The organism is Pseudoalteromonas luteoviolacea, assembly GCF_021654285.1.
GTDB classification, from domain to species: domain Bacteria; phylum Pseudomonadota; class Gammaproteobacteria; order Enterobacterales; family Alteromonadaceae; genus Pseudoalteromonas; species Pseudoalteromonas luteoviolacea_J.
The window spans coordinates 44838-66866 of sequence record NZ_JAKFZS010000006.1; the positions used below are offsets into that span (position 1 = coordinate 44838).

A 22029-nucleotide genomic window follows, 5' to 3' on the forward strand; every position below is an offset into this window, starting at 1 on the left:
GGTTTTTATTGAGAATGATTTTTATTCGTGATAGTGTCATGGGTACTGAATAACATAGTTTGTTCAGTTGTCGTTTTCAGTCAGTAGTATTTTGTTCAACAACCTTTTATCAAGAACTTATAATGTATTTGTCTGTAAAGAGTAAAAAATCCTTGAAGTCCCATGTTGAGTCGCTCACAGGGTCAATCGAACGATATCGACTGGAAGTTAATCGCTTCCTGACCAGACGTGTGGGCTGTGCCGATACGGCTGCTGACATTTTCCAATCCGTCGCAGAAAACCTGCTAAAGCGTGATCCAAATCCTCCCATTGAAGATGTTCGAGCGTTTTTATATCGAGCCGCTAAAAATGCAGCGTTTAACCTGCAGCGCTCTGAGCGCACGAGAGCTGAATTAAATGTTTTGATCGCACCAATGATGGATGAGCGGGATGAGCGCACCCCAGAGAGCATCGCAGAATCTGGGGAGAATGTTATAAAAGTTAATCAAGCTATTCAGGACTTACCGATACTAACGCGTCAAATCTTTACCATGTATAGACTTCATGGGATCAGCCAAAAAGACATCGCCCAGCAGCTAGGAGTCAGCCTTTCCACTGTGGAGAAACACGTAAAAAAAGCACTTTCTCATTGTTTCACATGCCTTTATGACTAAATATTACGGTTTTTTACGCGTGACGTGTATTCTATAATAGGAAGACATTGAAGCCTTTGGGCTTCATAGGACACGATACGTTAATTGAGGAACAAGCTGTGAATAACCAACAGCCTGACAAGCGCCTATTAAGAGAAGCGTTTGACTTAGTGGTCGCAGTTTACGATGACCCAAAAAGTAGATCACAGTTGGATGCTTGGCGAAAGCAGTCACCCATGCATGAACAAGCAGCAGCAAAGGCGGAGGCTGATTGGGCGATCTTGGGTCTGGTAGAGCATGTGTCTTTATCTCTTTTTGATAAAATTAAGCTCGCCATTCAATTGAGATTGGAGCGTTTTGCAGAAGCACCTCTTAAACTTATTCCTCCTCTAGGTATCGCTATGGCTTTATCGACGCTCTTGTATGTCAGTGTCGATGAGCAAGCCCCTACTCCCATTCAGCCTTCAGTCGTTAAGGTGGTTACTCCGACTAGTAAGCCCAAAGTGTCGACTAAACACTATCAAACTGCATGGGGACAACAGCAAACTGTTGAGCTAGAAGATGGCACTGAGGTTTGGTTAGATTGGAGTACTGATCTTAAAGTCTCAATGACGGACTCAAGTCGACATGTCTCTTTGCTCAGTGGTAAAGCGCTGTTTAGTGTGCAGCCCGATCCGAACCGGCCTTTTACGGTGACCAGTGACAGTGCAGTTGCAACGGTACTCGGTACGCAGTTTGTGGTGAGCAAACTGGACCATCAAGCGGTAGAAATTGAAGTATTAAGTGGTGCGGTTGGTGTGAGTGACACAAATCACAATGTGACCAAACAACTAGGTGAGTCTGATGTTGTAAGGGTCACAGATGGCAAGCTCAGTGAGGTCAAAACCAGACCTTTGGCCGAGATAGGCGCATGGCGAGACGGCATCATTGTGTTTGAGCAGAGGCCGTTGATTGAAGCACTTGAAGTCCTGCAACCTTATACTTCTTATCTATTGGACACCCGCTATATTTATGATGGGGAACGCCCAGTTTCAGGTACATTCATTCTGAATAAAGGGGATGATGCCCTGCGAGCTATTATGCAAAGTTACCGCTTAAGTGGTGATGTAGAAGGTCGCAATACATTGGTACTGCGTTCTGAAACGCCTCAAAGACCTCTCTAGAAAGTTTATTTTATTTTTTTGATTAATTTTTTACGGGTACAGCCAGCTTAATTGTCTACCTAGCTAAGAACCGGTGAGTTTGTCACCGGAGTCTAACACTGAATGGAGACATCAAGCATGGTATGCATGGAATACCGAAAGAAAAATAATCGCATTAATTTATTGTGTTCATTGGCGTTTGTGCCTGCTTTAATCACCGCGCCAGTTGCAATGGGCCAAGGCGCAGTTGATGGCAGCGCGACTTATCGATTTGAGATTCAGGCTCAGCCATTGATGAAGGCGCTGCGAGATTTTACGGTAATAACCGGGCAACAGGTTGTAGTGCAAGTTGACGACATTAGCCAATATAAAAGCGCAATTGTTTCAGGGAATTTCACAGCACAACAAGCGTTAGTACAATTAGCTGCGAGTAATGATTTACGCATTGCTCAAACCGCTTCGGGTGATTTTATATTAGAGGCGGACGTGCCGAGCAGCAAGCCTGAGGCGAGTAAGATTGAGCAAATCGTCGTCGTGGGCAGTAAAACAGGTGAAACACGACAGGAGATCGCATCTAGCGTTGGGTATTTTGGTGAAGACCAAATTAAAGACCAAGTCATTTATAATGTTGAAGATGCCTTTGATCGTACCGCAAATGTTTCAATAGGCAGCTCGATTTCTGGTGCATATAGCATTCGAGGTGTAAATACGGATGGCATTGCAGGCTCCTTGAATAGATCAAATGCGCTGGCATCCATTCTGATAAACCAAGTTGCCATGGGCGTGTCTGCTGGTAACTATGTCAAACCATCGCTGTTTGATGCAACTTCTGCTGAGGTGCTACGTGGGCCGCAGTCTTCATTACAAGGGCCAAATGCACTGATTGGCTCTGTTTATATTAATTACAATCGTCCTGATTTTTATGGCTATGAAGGTGCGGTGCGAGCAGAAGCCGGGCAGTTTGATACCATGCGCCTAGCACTGATGCAAAATTTTGTATTATCCGAAGACACACTAGCTGCAAGAGTCGTGGTCGAAACACGTCAATCTGATGGTGATGTGATCAATACAACCACTGGCCGTGAGGATATTCAGAACGAAGATGAGGAAACAATTCGTTTGGCAGTTCGTTGGCAGCCTCGTGGTGATGAGGATTTGGTGTTTGATTTCACGTATATGCATAATAAATCAGACACCAATGCAACGCCTTTTGTGGCGGCTTTACCTGACGGCGATATTTTTCATGGTGAACAAGTCTACAATATTGAAGGTGACTTCCCTTCTGACTTTGATTTATTTTCTTTAGAGGCCAGTTGGCAAATAAGCGATAAGCTTCGTTTTACCTCGGTTACAGGATTCAATGATTTTGGTGTTGAGCAGCGTTTTGAGGGAGATCACACTGCTTTTGACCTGTTAGGTGTTGACGGCTTTATGAATGAAGAGCTGTTCAGCCAAGAGTTTCGCTTTAATTATGAAGGAGAGCAGTTTTCTGCCTTAGTCGGTTTATTTTACTCTGATGGAGATTATAACAATGGCTTCACCGGAGCTGGTGTTTTTCCTGACGGGCAAGGCGGAGTTGTGCCATTTAACAACACTGTTGAAAGTACAGAAATCATTGAACAGCAAGCCTTGTTCGGCCAACTAAATTGGCAACCTATCGAAGATTGGGAATTTAAATTTGGCGCGCGTTTTAACAAAGAAGAGCGCACAACAAAAGATTTTAAGGACAATGGCTTTGTCAGTGATCAGACCGCTTCTGAGTCTTTCAGCCAATTTATCCCATCTTTTACAGTCGCTCACGATGTCAGTGACATTACTCGAGTCGGTGCCAGTTACAGTCGAGGGTTTCAAGCCGGTGGTATTTCTTTCGCGATGTTCCTTGGAGAAGCGACGCCATACGGAGAAGAGTACATTGATAACTATGAACTCTTTATGCGCAACCAGCTCCTTGACGGCAAATTGTTATTGAATGCTAATTTGTTCTATTTTGATTGGTCAGATCAACAAGTCACTATTACCTTACCAGGTGGCTTACCGGGTTTTGATGACGCGGTGGTTAATGCTGGTAAATCAAAAGTCAGTGGTGCCGAATTTGAAATTGAGTATCAGGCAACCGCTGATTTAAATCTATTCGCAAACTTTGGTTTTATTGATACTGAATTTAAAGAGTTCGTTACCAAAGGTATTGATCTGGCGGGGATGTCCTTTTCTCAAGCCCCTGAGTTTACCGCAAATTTAGGTGGTTTATATCAAAACGATAATGGCTTTTTTGTCTCTATGACTTACAGCTATACCGATAAAACATATTCTCGCATTGATGCCCCTGAAATCACTAAAATCCGCGATCGTAGCCTTTTGAGTGGCCGGATCGGCTATCAGCAAGATGATTGGAGAGCCTATGTTTGGGGTAATAACCTGCTTGATGATGATTATGAAATCTTTGTCCAAGACGGTAGAGACTTTGGCCTGCCCGGCGCTTATGGCAGCATCGGTGAGCCGCGTACGATAGGTGTTGGCTTCCAATTAGACTGGTAAAGCAGTCGACGTGATGGTGTAAAAATCGGTGCAGTAAGGAACGCGTTGCTCATTGGGTCATGCGTTCTTTTTAGACAATATTAGAAAGGAATGAGTGACAAGACATGACTGAACAACAAGTGAGCAAACGTGGTCTGGTAGTGAAAGGGCTAAGGAAGACTTATAAAGGCGGTGTCAGTGCGCTGAATGGCGTTAACCTTGAAGTGACGCCTGGATTGTATGGGTTACTCGGGCCTAATGGCGCTGGGAAAAGTACCTTGATGCGTACACTGGCTTCTTTGCAGCAGCCAGACTCAGGTTCAATTACTCTTGACGGTATCGATGCGTTAGCAGATCCAGATAGTTTGCGTTTTAAACTCGGCTATTTGCCTCAGCAAATTGGTGCATATCCAAATGTATCTGGACGCGATTTACTTGAGCGTTTTGCTTGGTTAAAGGGTCGCACGGATAAAAAGGTGCGTAAGCAAGAAGTCGAATACTTGCTTGAGCGTGTTAATTTGGAGCGTGATGCACACAGGGCTGTTGCTACCTATTCAGGTGGTATGTTGCGTCGTTTTGGCATTGCCGTTGCGCTTATCGGTGAACCTCGTTTACTCATTGTTGATGAACCAACTGCGGGTTTAGATCCGGCAGAAAGAAGTCGTTTTCATCGTATTCTTGCTGATATTGGCTCTGATGCAGTCGTACTTTTATCGACGCATATCGTTGAAGACATTGAAAACTTATGTACACGACTGTCTATCATGGCCAAAGGCCGCATCGTTGCCGCTGGGACGCCTGATAGCTTAAAGGCGAGCCTCAAAGGACTGATTTGGGAGAAGGAAATTTCACGCGAGCAAGCTGTGCCAGATGATGCACTCCATGCGACAGCGACACCTTATGGTACGCGAGTTGTTATGGCTGGTGAAGCTTTGGCTGGGTATAGCGAGCGTACGGTGCGCCTTGAAGATGTTTATTATCATGCCTTGCGCAATGCGCAAGTCGAGGAGGTCTGATGGGACATTCTCGCACCAGCTTCTTTTTCCAAGAAGCCGCCAATGAAGCCAAGCTGGGCTTGAAGAGCTTGATCACGCCCATTGTCTTTTTCGGCCTGACAGCTTACATGCTTATTTTTTTACTCAACGCAGATTATATGCGCAGTATGGGCGCTGTAGACATTTATCGAAACAGTCCGCACGTGATTTATTTGATGGTATCAGGGCAAAGCTTGTGGCTATTTTTTGCATGGGCATGGATTTTTGCGCAAATTGTTGTTCGAGATCGTTCAGCCGAGCTCCATGAGGTTGTTCTAGCAAGTCCCATCTCGCTGCGATTACTACTTGCTGCGCGGTTTAGTGGTGCACTCGTCGTGGCTGTGATCCTAGGTTCTTCAATTTGTGTCGGCTTACTGATGGCGCCAATCCTCGTGACATTTGGTGCACTTCCGCCTGATGCTGTCGGCCCTGTACCTTGGGCGGCAGCTGCGGCTTCCTTGCTGGTATTTACCATTCCCAGTGCATTTGCCACTGGTGTGCTGTTTTTAGCTGGTGCATCATTAACTCGTTCAAATACTGGTGCGTTTGCCACTGCAGCAATACTAAGCCTGATTTGGATGATTGGTTTAGTTGTATTGCACGAGGGCGGAGTGAGTCCGATGCTTGCCTCCATTATCGATCCCTCTGCTTATGTGGAAGCTGAGCGACAAGCTTTGATATGGACACCTGCTGAGAAAAAAGTCGCGATGATTGGTCTGACAGATATGTTATTGATCAACCGTGGATTGTGGTTGTCTGTAGGGGTAATCGTGGGGGGCATTCTTTTAGTTCGATTACGCCGTGAGCACCTTGCAATGGAACGCGCTCCTCGTGCACAGGCTCGCAAAGGCGCGTCAGTCTCAAAGTATTTAGCAGCGCCCGCAGGATTAATTGTCAACCCTAATTGGTGGCGTACTTTGGTGGTGGAGTGTACCTGGCATTTAAAGATCTCATTGCAGAGTTTTGGGTTACGACTCGCGCTACTACTACTCACTGCAATTGGTGTTGCCGCAGCATGGGTAAATTCGATTGGTCACATTGACGGTCCTTTGGTGCCCACACCTCAGGCATTAATTTACTTTATGGTCGGGTTCTTCTTTGTTTTTATTGTTTTTGTTGTGGTGGGCTTTGTCGGGGCATTAATGCGCCGAGATGATTGCGATGGCTTCATTGAATGGTTAGATACGTCACCGGTGCCACTTGGCACGAGATTGTTCGCACGTTTTATTGCCGCACTGGGACTCACAGCATTACTATGCTTGGTACCCGCTGTCGCATCGGTATTAATGACGGCAATCGCTGCGCCTCACGCTCTTGATATCATTTATCCTTTTGCCTATGTATTGCTCACAGTGTTTCCAGCATTGGCTGAGTTATGTGCTATTGCAGTGCTGGCCCATGCTATTTTCCAACGCGCTGGGACGGCCTATGTTGTATCGATACTCGCTGCGTTTATCGCGATTGTGAATCATGAAGTGGAGCTGGTGCAATATACACCCGCTGCGATTGGTACGCCTATTCATGCTTACCCATCTGAACTGGCTGGTTGGTCTCCGTGGATAGCGATGATTGTTGCCCTTGCCAGCTTAAAGTTGTCCCTTGCCTTCTTGTTATTTTCTGGTAGTTGGCTTGCTTGGCGACGGGGGACTGCATTGACTCTACGCGACCGTATCAATGAAGCAAAAAGGCGTGTGGTCGGCACTGCAGGTATGGCTGCCACGGCCGCTCTGTCCTTGGTATTTGTGTGTATTGCTGTGCTTAATACTCGGTTTGTTAATGAGGGTGGATATGCTTCTTCAATGGATGCATTGGCACATGATGGAAATTGGGAGAAAAAGTGGTGGAAGCAAGCATCTCCTTATTCAATCAGTGGCGGGGAAGTGCTAATTCGCCTCAACCCAGCAAATGGGACTGGTGATGTCAATTGGCGTTTAGAAGGTGTGCGCGCACAAAGGCTGCATGGCACATTACCTCATGGCGTTGAACTTGTTGGCGCGACACGAAAAGGCATGTCACTTGATTTTGCCGTGGATAGTGAGCATTTTGTTGTTGAGGCTGGCTGCTTGGTAAATTGTGAACTGACTCTTGAACTGAACATTGGCGCGCAAGGTTGGCAGACAGAGGCGGCACCTTGGCTAGATACAGCCAGTGTTTGGCTGCGTGCACACGATGTATTACCGGTATTAGGTCATGACCCACAGCGTTTGGTTCGCTCTATTGGCGATCGGCCCCTGCTCGGTTTACCGACGCAGTTGCCAGCAATCCCGCAAGCTGCTGCTCTAGCCTCATTAGAGGGTGTTGCGCCTATGGGCGATTGGACTTGGTCGGTTGCCATCGATAGTGGCTCTGGTGAGTATCAGGTATTTGATAAAGGTGATATCGAAGGGGTACTGGCCTTTGCATCGATATGGCAGCGTGACGGATCATCAACGCATCAGCAATCTGGTGTTGAGTTTTTAGTGGGGGATGCTCGCCAGCCGCTAGTTGATGGTTTTGCGCAAGAATTGGTGTCATTGCAACAGTGTGTCGAGTCTGAATTAGGGGGGACTTCCCCTATCAATACTGTGGTTCAAGCGCCACGTAAATCGGGTGAAATTGCGCTTTATAACGGTGTATTGTGGGCACCAGAAGACATTGCATGGCAAAGCGATGGGACTGGCAGAGGTGCTTGGCAAAGACAATATAACTTGGCGGCTGCATTGGCGCGTGACGCGATCGGCAGGCGAGGCGAGTTACGAGACGAAGCTGGTGCACGTTGGTTTATCGAGGGAGTCGCGGGTTGGACGGCACTGCGCTGTGTCGAAATTCAAAGTGGGTTTGATGCTGCAATTGCGGTGCGCAAGCGTGCCTCAGAACAACTTGCTGAAGAGTTTGCGACAACGGATAAACCCATTACCAAGGCAATGGATGGAGATATCAGTTGGCTTGGGCTTTATGCCGCTTTATCTTTGGATAGTTGGGGCGCATCTGAGTATCGTACACCCAGCTCTATGATGACGGTGTTTGAGGGCATTGACTCAGGTGATTTATTGTCTCGTTTGTCTAAAACTGTCGGGAATGACTCCCTTGAGTTGCTCATTGGTGCACCAAGAAGCAGTGATGTGGCGATAAAAAACAACGATACAGGTGTTGAAGTGTCTGTGTTAAGTTGGGTTTGGAAAGAAGGTGGCTGGCAGGCACAACCAGCGCTGCAAAGGCTTTTACTCCGTGGCTCTGACATGCATATGCAGGAATATATGCCACAATCATTGGCTCAGCGCGGTGTTGAACTTGACGGTAGCTACTTGTTTTATGCAGGGATAGGGTATGAACGCTCAATCGATGACAATCGCTTTCAAAATAAATGCGCTGACACAAAAGAAAACAGCAAATGTGGCTCAGTTTCAATAACAAGGAATGCAAATGACCAATTTAGCAAGCAGTGAATTAGCGTCGAAAGAAAACGCACCATTTAGTATAAAACCACTGATGTTTGAAACCTTTGTATGCACGATGGCCGTGATGGCATTTGCTGCATTGGCAGGGCCGATAGCCCGAGTGATTGGGTTAGAAGCATGGCAAGTTGGTACTGCCATGACCGCTGCGGGTTTAGCTTGGGTATTGATGGCTCGTTTTTGGGGGCGCTTGAGTGATAAACGCGGGCGACGTCCAGTTATATTATTTGGCCTTAGCGGGTTTGTGATCAGTTATGCATGCCTTGCATTATTTATTGATTTCTCAATGAAAACATCTATTGCTCCGATACTGGCATTCATTGGATTGGTGATTGGGCGAGGAGTTGCTGGGGTCTTTTATGCGGCAGTACCGGCTACCAGTGCAGCACTGGTAGCTGATCATGTAACGCCTAAGCAGCGTACTGCGGCCATGGCTGGTATAGGTGCGGCAAGTGCGGCAGGCATGGTGATTGGCCCAGGCTTTGTGGGCCTGATTGGTGCGTATAGCTTAAGCATTCCTTTATACGTTACGGCCATTTTACCGGCCATTGCACTGTTGGTACTTTGGCGCGTACTGCCTAAAGTGGAGCAGCATGTGAAGCCTGATGGACACTCAGTGAGTTTGACAGATGCGCGAATTCGCAGGCCTGTGGCTGTGGCTTTTGTTGCTGCGTTTAGTGTTGCGATCGCACAAATTACCGTGGGCTTTTTTATTCTTGATCGCCTTCAACTCGATACGTCAGCAGCTGCACGCGCTGCTGGTATTGCGCTTGCGGTTGTGGGTGTGGCTTTAATTGTCGCGCAAGTCGCAGTGCAAAAGCTGATGTGGCAACCACAGAGATTCATTATGTTCGGCGCGCTCATTGCTGCGGCGGGCTTTATTGTTGCTTACCTTTCTTTATCTTCGGTCATGTTATGGATAGGGTATGGTTTGGCAGGTTTTGGGATGGGATGGGTATATCCATCACTCTCTGCATTGGCTGCTAATTCGGTTGAAGCACATGAGCAAGGTGCTGCTGCAGGTACGGTTTCAGCTGCACAAGGGCTAGGAATTGTGACCGGCCCAATTGTGGGCACTGCCATTTACGGGTTAGATTATGGGTTGCCTTTTGCGCTGATCGCAGTGATGTTAATACTGGCAGCGATATGGCGCTCACCTAAATAGCTTGCTAGGGGTTATTAACCAAGGTGCGCTTTAAGTTTGAACTAAGCGCACCAAGTTTAAAACAATATAGTCTTTTTAATAGGCCTGATTTCAGATAATAAGTGCACCACTTATGGTTAAAAGGTGAGAAGAGATCAACTACCTGTTGGTGGTACTCTGTAATTGCCAAAAAAAGAGTAGATATCATGAGTTGCAAGCAGTTAATCGAAGGTCAAAGATACCAGATAGAAGCCTATTTACGCGATGGATTTAGTTATCGAAAAATCGCCCAGCGCTTAAAAGTAAGCCACACTACCATCAGCCGGGAGGTAAACCGTAACCAAATTAGAGGTTCGCACTATTTACCAGAAGTGGCTCAAGCTCAAGCACTCAAACGGAGGCATCAAGCGTCTAAGAAAAAGTTGAGTGATTTGACAGTTACTTTTGTTGAGTATGCTTTATCACTTAAATGGAGCCCCGAGCACATAGTTGGGGTCAGTAAAATAATAGAGCTACCTGTAAGTCATGAGTGGATGTATTCTCACATCCAAAAAGATAAGCTTAATAGTGGCCAATTATACAAACAGTTACGTCATGGGCACCGGAAATACAGGAATTATTCCTAATCGAGTAGGTATGGAGCGCAGGCCAGCTATAGTGGGTTTGAGAACACGCCTTGGTGATTGAGAAGTAGATACGGTGCTAGGAAAGTAAGGTACAGGTGTAATCGTTAGCTTGATTGAGCGTAAAAGTAGGTTGTACTTAATAAGAAAAGTGCCAAGTAAGTGAGTTGAAGATGTTAGCAAAGCCATTATAAGCATGCTATGGCGTTACCGTAAACACGTCAAAATAATCACAGCAGATAACGGTAGCGAATTCTACGAACATGAATTAGTAGCGGAAAAATTACAGACAGAGATTTACTTTGCCAACCCATATTTCTCTTGGGAGCGAGTGTTAAACGAAAGCTTCAATGGACTATTACGCCAGTACATTCGCAAAGGAACAGACTTAAGGACTGTAACGGATAAAGATATTAAAGAAATAGCAAGGGCTTTAAATTTAAGACCGAGGAAGTGCCCTGAGTTTAAGCAGTCGCAAGTCGTGTTTGATGAGCTATGTCATGTGGCTTAATTTATAGAGTGGTGCACTTCGGACTTGAATTTAGGTGTAATTGATTTTTAATAATTGTAAAAGAATCTAATAAAGTGGATTTATTAGATTCTGGTGTATATAAATAGCAGTCAATTTTTTAGTTAATTAAGCTTTAAATTGACTGGTTTATTATTTTTTATTTTATTTAGCATTAACGCTAACGTCTACAACCTTGCCGTTGTATAAGTTGATGCTTTCAATCTTTTCAAATGAAGGGACTGAATCTTGTGCGTAAGATAAATTAAGTACCCCGTTCTCATCGGCCATATAAATATATATTTTCTTACTATACTTATCTACGATGGTGATGTCGTTAAATGAATTTGAATCTAAATCTGCGACTTCAATATCAAAATAGCCATGTTCCAAGTTGAGCTCATTGAAATCAACATTATACTCGTTGATTAAATCATTAATAGAAACTGGTGCGATATTTTCTAATGCTTCAATACCGTTTGACGCTTGGGCACGTCCCATGTGGTTGGTCCAGTTTATACGTCTTGCCTGATCTCCATAAGCTCCATAGCATGTTAGTGTCCACATCTGTCTGCCAAAAGCCACATTAAAACGCTGTGTACCTGAATTAGCTAGCCTCGTGTTATAGCTCCCTCCTTGAATGGTACAGTATGAGCCATTAGAGCCCCAACGATGGTAAGTGGTATGTTGAAATGGATGAACAGGGCTAGTTAAAAAATAATATATTTTAGTTTGCCCATTTTGTAGTTCAATATTAGAACTTTCTGTTACACCAACATCAGCTTGTGAGAAAAAAGAAAGGCATGAAAGTGCAGCAAATAAAGTTTTTTTGTTAAACATAATTAATTTCCTTATAGTTAAATAAATGCTCGCTAAAGTTATAGCGGCATTTTTATGCTATATGTATATTTTTATAGTGTCAATTATAATTTATAATTTTATTAATTTATTTTAATGTTTTATTAAAATAAATTAATTAATTTAATTAATGTTTTGTGTGATTCTTTGTTTAAATAAGAAAAAAACAAGTGGGTTAATTCCCGAAATTACGTTTTTATTAACTTCCCTTTCGAAAAGTATATCTGACATAAATAGAGTGTTTATATGTTCGTTACCTTTATAGGTACAAGGAGGGGCACATTTTTAAAGATGGTGAACCTATGATCTAATAGCGCTAATTTTTTCACTTTTCCTATCGCAATGTCCTTATTTTCACATCTCGAATTAGTCAAAGAAAACCGCTCTACAATTAACCAACACCACAATTTGATAGATATTATGTTTCTGATAATAAGCGCCATAACCTCAGGCTGTGAAGGTTGACAAGAGATTGAAAAATATGGCAATAAAAAACAGCCATGGTTAAGGTGTTTTCGCCCTTTTGTACATGGTATTCCCACACGGCACAGCATCGCGCTCGTATTTTAGCGACTCACAATTGCTAGCACTGTACAGTTGGGTGAATCATCAACGAGACAAATCAGGAATACCCGTTATCGCTTTTGATGGTAAGACTATTCGGGGAGCGAGCAAGCGCGCTACCGATAAACTTTATTTAGTATCCGCTTACGACTGTGATTCAGGTCTCACTTTGCTTCACAATTGTGTCGATAGCAAAAGTAATGAAATTCCAGCGGTGCGCGAGTTACTTCAAATGCTTGATATTACAGGCGCGATGGTTATATTGGATGCAATGCATTGCCAAAAGGATACACTAAATCAACTTATTAGCCGACAAGCCGATTATGTAGTGCGGGCTAAAGGCAATAAAAAGAACCTGTACTGTGCTATTGCAAATGTATTCCAACAAAAATTTGATGCTGGCAAAGGGGGTATGGAGATGAAAGTGACTTCAGATAAGGGGCATGGCCGGGAGGAAACCCGAACTGTTTACAAGCTTAGATAAAGGCGTTAGGCAAGATTGGGCTTGCTATTAAAGCCATTATTGACGTTGAGCTAAAGGACAAAAAACCAGTATTGATACACATTATTACTTAAGCTCATCAACAGATAACTCTCTTCATCAAGAGCAATTCGACAGCACTGGCTGATAGAAAATCAACAGTACTGGATTTTGGATGTCGTGTTCAAAGAAGGCAACAGTGCAACCCATGACCCATTAAGTGCTCAGCATATGGCGCTATTTAGGCGGGTTGTTCGTATATAGTTAAGCAGCACACAAAAAGTAAAGGCTCAATTCGCAGCAAACTCGTTGCAGCAAGTTTCGACGATGATCTTAGAGCTGAGCTTTTGTTTGGTTAATAGGAATTAACAAAGTGTGCTCGCACCCTGATATTTGAAAAATATTTTACAGGAAAGTATGAAGTCGGTTTTGCGAATACAATATTTAATTGGAATAATGAGTGGTTTAGTGTTTTTTATAGCTTGATGGGCTAATTAAAAAATTAACCCATCATCTTATATTAGGCAGTGAAGATTAAGCCATAAAAACTTTGCCGCCTAATATTGAATTAGTTCGGGCTTACAGTAACGGTAATAGTATCAGAGTAAGTACCTGCGTCATTTAAACCGTTTGACTGAGGTGTGATTTTAAGTGAAGTTGCTTGTGTTTCACCAGAAACACCTGTACCAGCTGCTGTTGCTTTTGAATGCTTGTAAGTACCTGTTTGTAAATCAATGCCAGATGTATCACCGATGTTCAGTGTATAAGCAATTTTACTGCCCTGTGCATTGTTTGCTACTAAGAAACCACCATTTGCAGAGGTATATTCTGTTGTTGCGTTTTCACCAGTGTTACACCAAACATCAAGAGTACCGATTTCTTGAGTTTGCTGAGTAGAATCAAGTTTCAGACCTGTGATGCTGTTGTTACTACCACTGCTAGTTTTACACATTGGCTCAATCGTACCTTCAAAAGTAAACTTCGCCTCAGTGCCAGTTGTACTTGATACAGCCGCCGCAGCTGTGATTGATGTGAATGCAGTTGCAACGAATAGTGATTTTAATAGTGTTTTCATGGCTTTTCCCCTTTAAAAAACAGAAGTAGTTTTTATATCTAATTTTAATTTCTAGGTGTGTTCACCTAGTTGGCTAATTAAAAGCAAAGGGTGTGCCAATAATAAAAATTTATTCCAAAAAAATTGTGTGTTTCGTCATAAAAGTTTGTTAATTCTTTTTAAATCATAATGTTATCTTGGGTAAACGGTTAATGATAAATTATCTCTATAGTAACCGGCTGGCATTAATTCGACATTGCCCAAAATGAACTCAAAGCCATACCACTTATTTTTGACGCCTGGATTGAAGTTGTAACTACGATAAATCTGATCAGCTGACGACATTTTGACGTTATCAAAGCTGACTGAGTAATTAATAAGCGCATTGGTGTTGGTTTCATGACGCAAACCATTGAATTCTGAGTCCAAAACGATATCGTATGAGCTATTACTGAGTATCTTTATACCCCAATAAAAGCGCATATTACTTTTTAGCTCTCCGAGGTTAATTTGATATTGACCGTGACTGCCGGCGACTTTGCCTTGGCTGTTGTTGTCTAGAGAAATCGAAACTTGCGGTTCTGAATAGTAAGTCATGTCAAAATATTGTTCTTCAACAATTTGATTGTTTTTGACAATAGAGACTCTAATCGCTCCGTTGTAAGCACCTGCAGGGAATAAGCTGTAATGACGCAGTCGAACCCACATTTGTGTGGTGCGTTCATTCAATGGAGATTTCCAAATGCCATTTCTGACTTTAATTTTCTTAAATTGGGCATCAAACAATTTGGCATACTTGTCTTGGGTTGGCCCTTCAAATACCATGGAGTAGTAATAAACATCTTCTACCCAAATTTCGTCTGCACAGTTTAGCAGCTGCTCAGAAACTTGAACTTTTAGTGGTAAAAAAACGGTAACTCTATTTGTATGCTCAGTGATGATGTCGGTTGAATTAGAAGTGACCCATAAGTTGCCGTAACAGCTATACCAGTCTGCGCGAGCCTTGGCACTGAGTATCAAAAAACTCAAAATCATTAAGGTCAAGATTTTGATTTTCATTATTGTGTGCCTCCTTTAGGCTGCGCAATGTGTGTGGAGATAGTACCTAGCCTAACAAACCTGTGTGCTGTATCAGCAATACTGAATTGCCCGCTCAGTTCATCCAGTTCAATACGATAGTGGCCGGTGCTAATACCTTCGACAACAAAGCGTCCTGTTCTATTGGTAAAGAATGCCCAGCTTTGCGCCTGTGTATCGGTCGTATTTTTATTATCCGAGTCGCCAGCGTACTGTTTGATGATACGTCCTCGTTTCATTGCAATTGGTGTGCCTGAGTGATCAACCAATGTGCCTATCACGGTATAAGATAAGTCAGAACCAATTTGAATATGATGTCCTGTGACTGCGCCTCCGACCTTAACATACATACCTGGCCCCCAGTCATAGCCAAGTGGCGCATTGGGTACATCAATATTGAGTTGCGCTTTACTGTAACCACTGCCTAAGTCTATAAGTGAACCAATTTGATTACTTGGCTTTGATTGAGCTCGTCCCGCTCTGTCGATATTGACCAGTACATCTGCGTCTTGCAACGTTTTATGTTTGGTAATAACGGCAAAGGGTGCTGTTGTGGTTGCACTCATACCGACGTGTCCGTCGGCAATACCTAGGCTGGTTGATAGATTTACACTGCTGGTACTGTCGGAACCGATACCATAGCGAGAATAGTTGCTGGTACTGACATCCGCTCTCATAAATGAACCGGTATAGCTGGCCTCTAATTGTTCTTGCCTAAAGTCTTCGCCTTGCTCAGCCAAGACTTGATATCCGTAGTCATTGACAAAATTGTAATTTGTTTTGCCATAACTGGCGCTGGTGACTTTTGTGCGGCTATTATATTGCGCTCGGGCTCTATGATTTGAACGGCGGCTATCATAGTTCCAGGTAAAGGTGAGGAAAAGTTTGTTATCCGAGACAAACCGCTCATCCTCACTGTCGCTAAAGTTGTAACCTAGCCTAAAACGGATGTCTTCATAGCGTACATTGAATTCAGCAGTGATAATGTCTGTTGTTTTATTGTCATCATTGTCTGATCGAGCAGCATTGAGGTTAATATCCATATGTTGATTGATAAAATAACTGTAATCAACAAATGCACGATTACGATTGTTGAAAGTATTAAACTCAAGCCATGGGGTATTAGTAAAATTGTGGCTGATCTCGTAGCCAAGGCGTAAATTAGGAGAGCCAAAGTTACCATGTCCCCATACACTATGCTCCGTTTCTACTGAATAAATGTTGCCTGTAGTGCCATCTTTATCGCTTTGGGAGTAACGTAATGAAATATTACCGAGAGGACTATTTATGGTTGCCAAAGAGCCAATTACATGACCAATGGGGTGTACTGAACCGTTAAATCCAAAGGTAAAATTGTCACTTAAACCGTATTCGTAGGTACCAGATATTAGTAAATCATCATCGTATTCAAAACGTCTTTCTTCAAATGTTGACAAATAACCGATAGCAAAAGAGTAGTCACTTAAACCTTTGGCAAGTAATCTTGCATTATAGTGTGTCGTAAAATTGAACTCTTCTGTTTCACCATTAGGGTAAGTGGCGATAACGCGAATGTTGTTTTCGCCTGAAGTAAGAGGAAGATCACTGAGATCATAACGACCGGCATTTAGGCGTAGTCGAGAGATTAAAAAGTCATTAATGTAGACTTCCAATATGGCCATGCGTGGTAAAACAAATTGTTGGCTATTGCCAGGCGTTATACTGCGTTGTGGCTGTAACTTAGAGTAGGCTTTGCTTAAGCTGAACCCAGCCAGCTGTGCGCCAGATAAATGTCCTGTGCTCGTAATACTGGTATCACCCAAGGTTAAGCGTAGCGGCTTGTTAGGTTGATCGTAATAAAGTGCAGTTTCTCCTCGGTAGACTTTGCTGTCTCTGCGACTGCCATCTTCCCAAAATAATGAACTGCGCATGTTGACGCCATCCCCGCCGCCAATATTTGCATTCATCAGCCACTCAAACTGAGATCTATGGTCATCATGGTTATTAAAACGTTCATGATTTAAATTAAGGTTGTTCAACATGGCCCAATAAGCTTCTCCTTTGGGCTGCTCAAAATGGGTTTGTCGACCATATGACAAGCTATCAGTTGCCATGGCTGCTTCTGACAGTGTCATATCAATGATGAGATCTTGAGGTTGTAATTTTAACTCAATACCTTGCGCCGAAAACTCTTCTGGTGTGATGGCTTTTTCACCTTGAGTGGTAAGCCACATAATAACATCTTGGCTTAGTTGAGGGCTTAGTTGCTGTTTAAACTCAGCAGCAGAGACGGATTTTAGTTCAAAGCCGTCTGTGGTGGCAGAAATTTGCCCCACCTCGGCAAGATATAGCCGTACTGGAAAGTCCATCTCGAATGAGGCTGAAAAAACACGAGTAGCCCAGAATAACAGAAGTGTGATTAACACACTTCGCAAACGAGTAGGCCAGATATAAGCGCCTATTTTAAACATGGGCTAAATTACTTTTGATTAAATAGGTTGATCAGCTTTGCGCTTTTACTTGGCTTCTCATTTAGAATAGACTGCAAGTCAACTTCCATTTTATGTCCCGGCATAATAAAGCGACCAGAGGTAATAGATTGAAGCTGTGCCCATTCGATATTAGTTTCGCCATTATGGAATTGATAATCAAAGGTCGACAAATCTAAAACGCGCTTCCCAGAATTGGCAATTGTGAGAGTACAATCTTCAATTTTTTCACACTGGACAGAGCTTTGTGCTTGCGCATTTATTCCTTCTGGACTGACAAATACCAGAGTGGCGAAATTAAAGACCATTTTTACCCCAGATTTGTCATCTTCTTCAGGTAAAGGAAGCTGCTTAAAAACGATGCGGTATGAGTGTGTTTCTTTTAGCTCTGGTGAGCCTAAGTATTTGGCGCGAAATACTTGATAGCTGTTTGCTGCAACTTCGACCTGTGGAGGAAGTACGATGAAATCATCTTCTGCTGGTACAAGTACTTCCTGCTGGTTTTCATCAAATGTACGTTTATATACTTCTATTTCGATTGGTAATGTGTTCTCACTGGGATTTTGCAGTCGGTAAGTAACCAATGACTTTTTACCATGTGCTGCAAGGTCAACAATCATAGGTTGAACTTGATAGGCCAAGGTAGGGAGTGATAACGAGAAAAGTAAAAACATAAATAAACGCATTTGACTTCCAACAAACAAGCTTGAATATAAAATTTGCTATACGATACCTTTCCTAGTTTCTAACACAAGCATAATTTGTGTACTTATGAGAAATAAGTATTAGTAGTTTAATCGATTTTGAGTATGAAACAGATTTTTATCAGATCGACTATTTGATTAGAAGCATGCATGGCAGTCGTCTTTAATTTTTCATCGTTCAGGTTCAGGCTCTAAACTACTGTGCAATTTCCTAAAATAATATACTTTTTTAGAGTTTTATTATGTGCTCGCTAGAACGAATTTTGGATATCGAGGTTTAACTTTTGATTGAGCACGATACTAAACAAGCCTTTATTTGGATAAGTTGATATAGATGACTTATTAAATATTTCATCTTATTTGTTAGTAAGTTGACATTAAAGTTGATTTTTATTGACTATAGGTTGTGCAAAATAATAACAAGGAATTGGCATGACAACAAAATATATGAGCTTCGGGGCGTGTGCGCTCGCATTAATTACTATCAGTAGTACGTCTTATGCAAGTAATAAATTTGCGCAAGCATCATCAGATTTCGTTTTCGATAAAGATCAGTACCAAGCAGCATTGCCTGATATTCTTGAGTTTAGTGAATTAGTACACAGGGTGCGTTATTACTATCCCAGTCATGCTGTATCAAATACACAATGGGAAGACTTTTTAGAACATAGCATTAGTAAGATGGTGGAAGCGCCTACTACACAAAGGTTAGAGACGGGACTGTCGCTGTTAAAGAAGGTTGCACCGCATATTTATAGCAATTCAAACCAGCTGCCAACATTCAATGATACCGACGTTGTAAATACGTGGATAAATATTGGCGCTAGAACAATGAATGGTAATTTTCGAGTCATGCAGACCTTTGAGTATGGCAGTATTTCAAGTTGGGACGTGACATCTAAACGTGATGTATACGCTGATGTATATGCTGGGCAATCCATCTATTGGCCACTTTATTTAGAATATCAGCAAGGTCTAAGCGGGCAGGCTTACACATCTTCCAATTTGGGTACTTCTTTGGCTTCCCCCCCAAAATGTATGGCTGCATTGAGTATGATATGGGGAGAAATCAATCATTTTTGGCCTTATTTTGAACAGGTTCCGGTCAATTGGAAAAATAGCCATGAAAATTTACTCACAGCCTGTACAGGGGCAGCGGCAAATATAGAACGTGAAGTGCAAAGAGAGTTTACTAAACTTCAAGACAATCACCTTTTTATTATGCTGCCAGAGCAGTTTTCTAAATTTGGTGACTATCGACTTCCGCTTGATTTAGAGTACATTGATGGCAAAGCCATCTTAAGTAAAAAAACGCATTATTTGACTTTACAAGCAGATATTGGAGATGAATTAATTGCGATTGATGACGTATCAATAGAAGATCTTATCAATGCTGAGTTAGGCAAAACATTTAGAAGCCCGCATGTTGAAAAAAGAATTGCTGTTTCTAGGTTTCATCGCAGTTATAAAACCCCGGAGCTTGTTAAGCTGACCTTTAAAAAGTTATCTGGTGAAATATTTACAACCACAACGGGCACCGTACATAAAGATGTGATGGGGCCACTACATGATCATCTACCAGAACAGCCTTTGCTAGCAGATCTCGGTGATGGCGTCGTTTTATTTAGACTGTTTAAAATGGCTGATGAAGCAGAGTTAGAGCAAGCGGTAGAGGCGTTAAAAAGCGCCAAAGGGATAGTGCTAGACATGCGCAATTATCCTAGTAACTTCTCGTTGACGTTAAGGTTTTTAAGTTATTTTACAGATAAACTCACAACGGTAGGGCCTTTTATTGTTGCAGCTCAGAGATTACCAGAACAAGCGGACTCCGTTGTATTATCAGAGCCACCAAGATTGCCTGATACCGAAAAGCTGTTCAACGTGCCTACAGTTGTCATGAGTGAGCGGAAAAATCAAAGCGCCGGTGAGCATATGCTGATGTTTGTCCAAAGTATGGGGTTCCCAATTATCGGAGAAGTAACAAGTGGTATTAATGGAGACATCATGGTTGGTGAAGTGTTTAAAGGTGATAACGACAGTGCGATTACATACGTGTATACCAGTAAACGCTCCGATCAAGTGGATGGCAGTAAGCTGATTGGCGTAGGTATTCAGCCTGATCACTTGGTACCAGTTACGCAACTATCATTTGCTACAAACAATGATATTCAATTAGAAAAAGCCCGACAAGTGCTTGATGATATGATGGGAAATTAGATATAAGTAGAGTAGATATGGCGCCAAATGGCGCCATATAGATATGTAGAGTAAGGTTAGGCCTCAAATTGGCTTGTTAAAATAAACTCTTTAATACCATTATCAAGTTTATCTAAATCTTCCCATTCGCTATAAATGTCTTCCAGCATGTGTATTTCGTCAATGCATTCACCACCTTGATATTTCATGATGATGGGATGCAAAAAGCCATGTGTTGAAAACTTGGGTTTTTCGCTCTCATCTTTTGGCAGTTTGTAACTGAATTCAAGCGTATAGCCACTGAAGTTTTTAAATAACTCATCTTGTTCAAAGACTAATTTAGGGATACTTTCGTAAAACTGAAAGTTATTCTGCGCATCAAGTGCGTAAACATCATATACGTTACCAAATAAAAACCAGATGGTGGTTGCACGTCGAATTTGCTCGCTGATGGCATCATATAAATCTGTTTCTGCTGTGATTGTTTGCTTAGCTTGCCATGTGCGATTTTGGAGCTTGTTCACCAGTATCTCGGCCAGCGTTTGTGCATTGTGTCGAATGCCATGTACAAAGGGGGTAGAGGAGTCTTTGTAATCATTGCACTGCATATTCGCGCCACAGAAAAACAGATTATCAATATTGGTACTTTGCCATTGATGGTTGAGCTTGGGGAATTTGTCCATCAAGCATAAGTCAGGCTTTAAATCAGCACTATAGTGATCAAAATTGCATTTAAAGCCACTGCAATTGACGATATGATCGTAAGTGTTGAGCTCCCGCTCTCCATCCTCTGAGAAAATCATATCCACTAAGTATTGGCCTTGCTCGGTCGGTTTAATTGACGCAATGGTGCCGTTTAGGATGGCATTTTGTTGCTTGAGGAAAAAGGTATCTAAAAAACCTTGATTGACTGAGCGCAAGTGCCCTGGGTAGTGGCTAACCCATGCAAAATTAAAGTCTTTAGGGCTTATTACATGCGTATTCGCTGATACTTCCATCAGGCTGTCAGCCGTTTCAAAAGCAGAGTTTCCTTTACCAAGGATCAAGATGCGTTTATTTTTAAATTGAGAGACGTCATTGCTCATTTCTGTGTAGGGGATCACATGCTCGATACCATCAATGTTAGGCACATTTAACTCACCAATACCGGTTGCATCGACTAAGATATCAGCGTTGTAAGTTTTGTTGTTACGGCAGTTAATTACAAATTGCGAGTTGGTTTTTGTTATTGAATCGACATGGGTATTAAATTGGATGGGTAATTCATAGCGTGTGGCAAATTGAGCCATATACTCGACCAGCTTATCACTACTCGGGTAGTAACTTTGGTCAAAGTCCTTAAATGAAAAGTCATCATCATCATTGAGCAATGAATTCCAATCCCAACGCAGGTTTTTGGTTTTATCGTCGAATCCGGTATGCACTTTATTTATTGAAATAAGTTTGCGATGTACAGGGTATGTAGCGAAGAAGCTACCTGGAATATCGGCGCGTTCAAGCACAACATGAGACACGCCTGCTTTGTTTAAAAAGTAACTGAGCTGCATCCCGGCAGGGCCTGCGCCAATGATAACAACTTGGTGGTTTGACTCCATT

At 42.6% G+C, this 22029-nt stretch carries 13 protein-coding genes and 2 pseudogenes; 9 read left to right on the forward strand and 6 right to left on the reverse strand.

Annotation, left to right across the window (positions count from 1 at the left end; genetic code table 11):
- The first annotated feature begins 122 nt into the window (after nt 1-122).
- The 7 genes and pseudogenes from L1077_RS06785 (at nt 123) to L1077_RS06815 (ending at nt 11034) form a co-directional block, all read left to right on the forward strand.
- Nucleotides 123-653: an RNA polymerase sigma factor gene (locus tag L1077_RS06785; RefSeq protein ID WP_237136141.1), complete on the forward strand. Its 531-nt coding sequence runs from the start codon at nt 123-125 to the stop codon at nt 651-653.
- Nucleotides 654-751: 98 nt separating this feature from the next.
- Complete coding sequence (locus L1077_RS06790; protein ID WP_155731787.1) at nt 752-1795, forward strand: FecR family protein; 1044 nt, start codon at nt 752-754, stop codon at nt 1793-1795.
- A gap of 126 nt (nt 1796-1921) precedes the next feature.
- Complete coding sequence (locus tag L1077_RS06795; RefSeq protein ID WP_063364347.1) at nt 1922-4309, forward strand: TonB-dependent receptor; 2388 nt, start codon at nt 1922-1924, stop codon at nt 4307-4309.
- A 104-nt stretch (nt 4310-4413) separates the two neighbouring features.
- Complete coding sequence (locus tag L1077_RS06800) at nt 4414-5304, forward strand: ABC transporter ATP-binding protein (protein ID WP_237136142.1); 891 nt, start codon at nt 4414-4416, stop codon at nt 5302-5304.
- Nucleotides 5304-8747 (forward strand): ABC transporter permease, encoded by a 3444-nt coding sequence (locus L1077_RS06805; RefSeq protein ID WP_237136143.1) that lies wholly within the window; start codon nt 5304-5306, stop codon nt 8745-8747. Before L1077_RS06800 ends, L1077_RS06805 begins: the two co-directional genes overlap by 1 nt.
- Nucleotides 8725-9921, forward strand: coding sequence for an MFS transporter (locus L1077_RS06810; protein ID WP_237136144.1), 1197 nt, complete (start codon nt 8725-8727; stop codon nt 9919-9921). The genes L1077_RS06805 and L1077_RS06810 overlap by 23 nt, the downstream gene beginning before the upstream one ends.
- Before the next feature lie 185 nt (nt 9922-10106).
- A pseudogene (locus L1077_RS06815) lies at nt 10107-11034 on the forward strand (IS30 family transposase).
- Nucleotides 11035-11196: 162 nt separating this feature from the next.
- Here L1077_RS06815 and L1077_RS06820 read toward each other — a convergent pair.
- On the reverse strand, nt 11197-11871 hold the full coding sequence (locus L1077_RS06820; protein WP_237136145.1) for a hypothetical protein: 675 nt from the start codon (nt 11869-11871) through the stop codon (nt 11197-11199).
- 360 nt (nt 11872-12231) lie between these two features.
- Here L1077_RS06820 and L1077_RS06825 point away from each other — a divergent pair.
- Nucleotides 12232-13293 (forward strand): annotated as a pseudogene (locus tag L1077_RS06825) (ISAs1 family transposase).
- Between the two features lie 209 nt (nt 13294-13502).
- Here L1077_RS06825 and L1077_RS06830 read toward each other — a convergent pair.
- The 4 genes from L1077_RS06830 to L1077_RS06845 all read right to left on the reverse strand — a co-directional run bounded on the left by L1077_RS06830 (nt 13503) and on the right by L1077_RS06845 (nt 18219).
- Nucleotides 13503-14009 (reverse strand): hypothetical protein, encoded by a 507-nt coding sequence (locus L1077_RS06830; protein ID WP_063364339.1) that lies wholly within the window; start codon nt 14007-14009, stop codon nt 13503-13505.
- 171 nt (nt 14010-14180) lie between these two features.
- Entirely contained in the window at nt 14181-15047 is an 867-nt protein-coding gene (locus tag L1077_RS06835) for a hypothetical protein (RefSeq protein ID WP_237136146.1), read from the reverse strand.
- Complete coding sequence (locus L1077_RS06840) at nt 15047-17515, reverse strand: fimbria/pilus outer membrane usher protein (protein WP_237136147.1); 2469 nt, start codon at nt 17513-17515, stop codon at nt 15047-15049. Before L1077_RS06840 ends, L1077_RS06835 begins: the two co-directional genes overlap by 1 nt.
- Before the next feature lie 8 nt (nt 17516-17523).
- Nucleotides 17524-18219: a fimbrial biogenesis chaperone gene (locus L1077_RS06845; protein ID WP_237136148.1), complete on the reverse strand. Its 696-nt coding sequence runs from the start codon at nt 18217-18219 to the stop codon at nt 17524-17526.
- A 450-nt stretch (nt 18220-18669) separates the two neighbouring features.
- Between L1077_RS06845 and L1077_RS06850 the strand changes: the two genes are divergently transcribed.
- Nucleotides 18670-20454 carry a S41 family peptidase gene (locus L1077_RS06850; RefSeq protein WP_237136149.1) on the forward strand — a complete coding sequence of 595 codons (1785 nt, stop codon included), beginning with the start codon at nt 18670-18672 and terminating at the stop codon, nt 20452-20454.
- A 56-nt stretch (nt 20455-20510) separates the two neighbouring features.
- Here L1077_RS06850 and L1077_RS06855 read toward each other — a convergent pair whose 3' ends face one another.
- Entirely contained in the window at nt 20511-22028 is a 1518-nt protein-coding gene (locus tag L1077_RS06855) for an NAD(P)-binding domain-containing protein (protein ID WP_237136150.1), read from the reverse strand.
- Nucleotide 22029 lies beyond the last annotated feature (1 nt).

Excerpts from the sequence above, each read along its gene's own strand:
- L1077_RS06785 (WP_237136141.1), top strand. The coding sequence starts at position 123 with ATGTATTTGTCTGTAAAGAGTAAAAAATCCTTGAAGTCCCATGTTGAG.
- L1077_RS06795 (WP_063364347.1), top strand. The coding sequence starts at position 1,922 with ATGGAATACCGAAAGAAAAATAATCGCATTAATTTATTGTGTTCATTG.
- L1077_RS06800 (WP_237136142.1), top strand. The coding sequence starts at position 4,414 with ATGACTGAACAACAAGTGAGCAAACGTGGTCTGGTAGTGAAAGGGCTA.
- L1077_RS06805 (WP_237136143.1), top strand. The coding sequence starts at position 5,304 with ATGGGACATTCTCGCACCAGCTTCTTTTTCCAAGAAGCCGCCAATGAA.
- L1077_RS06810 (WP_237136144.1), top strand. The coding sequence starts at position 8,725 with ATGACCAATTTAGCAAGCAGTGAATTAGCGTCGAAAGAAAACGCACCA.
- L1077_RS06820 (WP_237136145.1), bottom strand. The coding sequence starts at position 11,871 with ATGTTTAACAAAAAAACTTTATTTGCTGCACTTTCATGCCTTTCTTTT.
- L1077_RS06830 (WP_063364339.1), bottom strand. The coding sequence starts at position 14,009 with ATGAAAACACTATTAAAATCACTATTCGTTGCAACTGCATTCACATCA.
- L1077_RS06835 (WP_237136146.1), bottom strand. The coding sequence starts at position 15,047 with ATGAAAATCAAAATCTTGACCTTAATGATTTTGAGTTTTTTGATACTC.
- L1077_RS06840 (WP_237136147.1), bottom strand. The coding sequence starts at position 17,515 with ATGTTTAAAATAGGCGCTTATATCTGGCCTACTCGTTTGCGAAGTGTG.
- L1077_RS06845 (WP_237136148.1), bottom strand. The coding sequence starts at position 18,219 with ATGCGTTTATTTATGTTTTTACTTTTCTCGTTATCACTCCCTACCTTG.
- L1077_RS06850 (WP_237136149.1), top strand. The coding sequence starts at position 18,670 with ATGACAACAAAATATATGAGCTTCGGGGCGTGTGCGCTCGCATTAATT.
- L1077_RS06855 (WP_237136150.1), bottom strand. The coding sequence starts at position 22,028 with ATGGAGTCAAACCACCAAGTTGTTATCATTGGCGCAGGCCCTGCCGGG.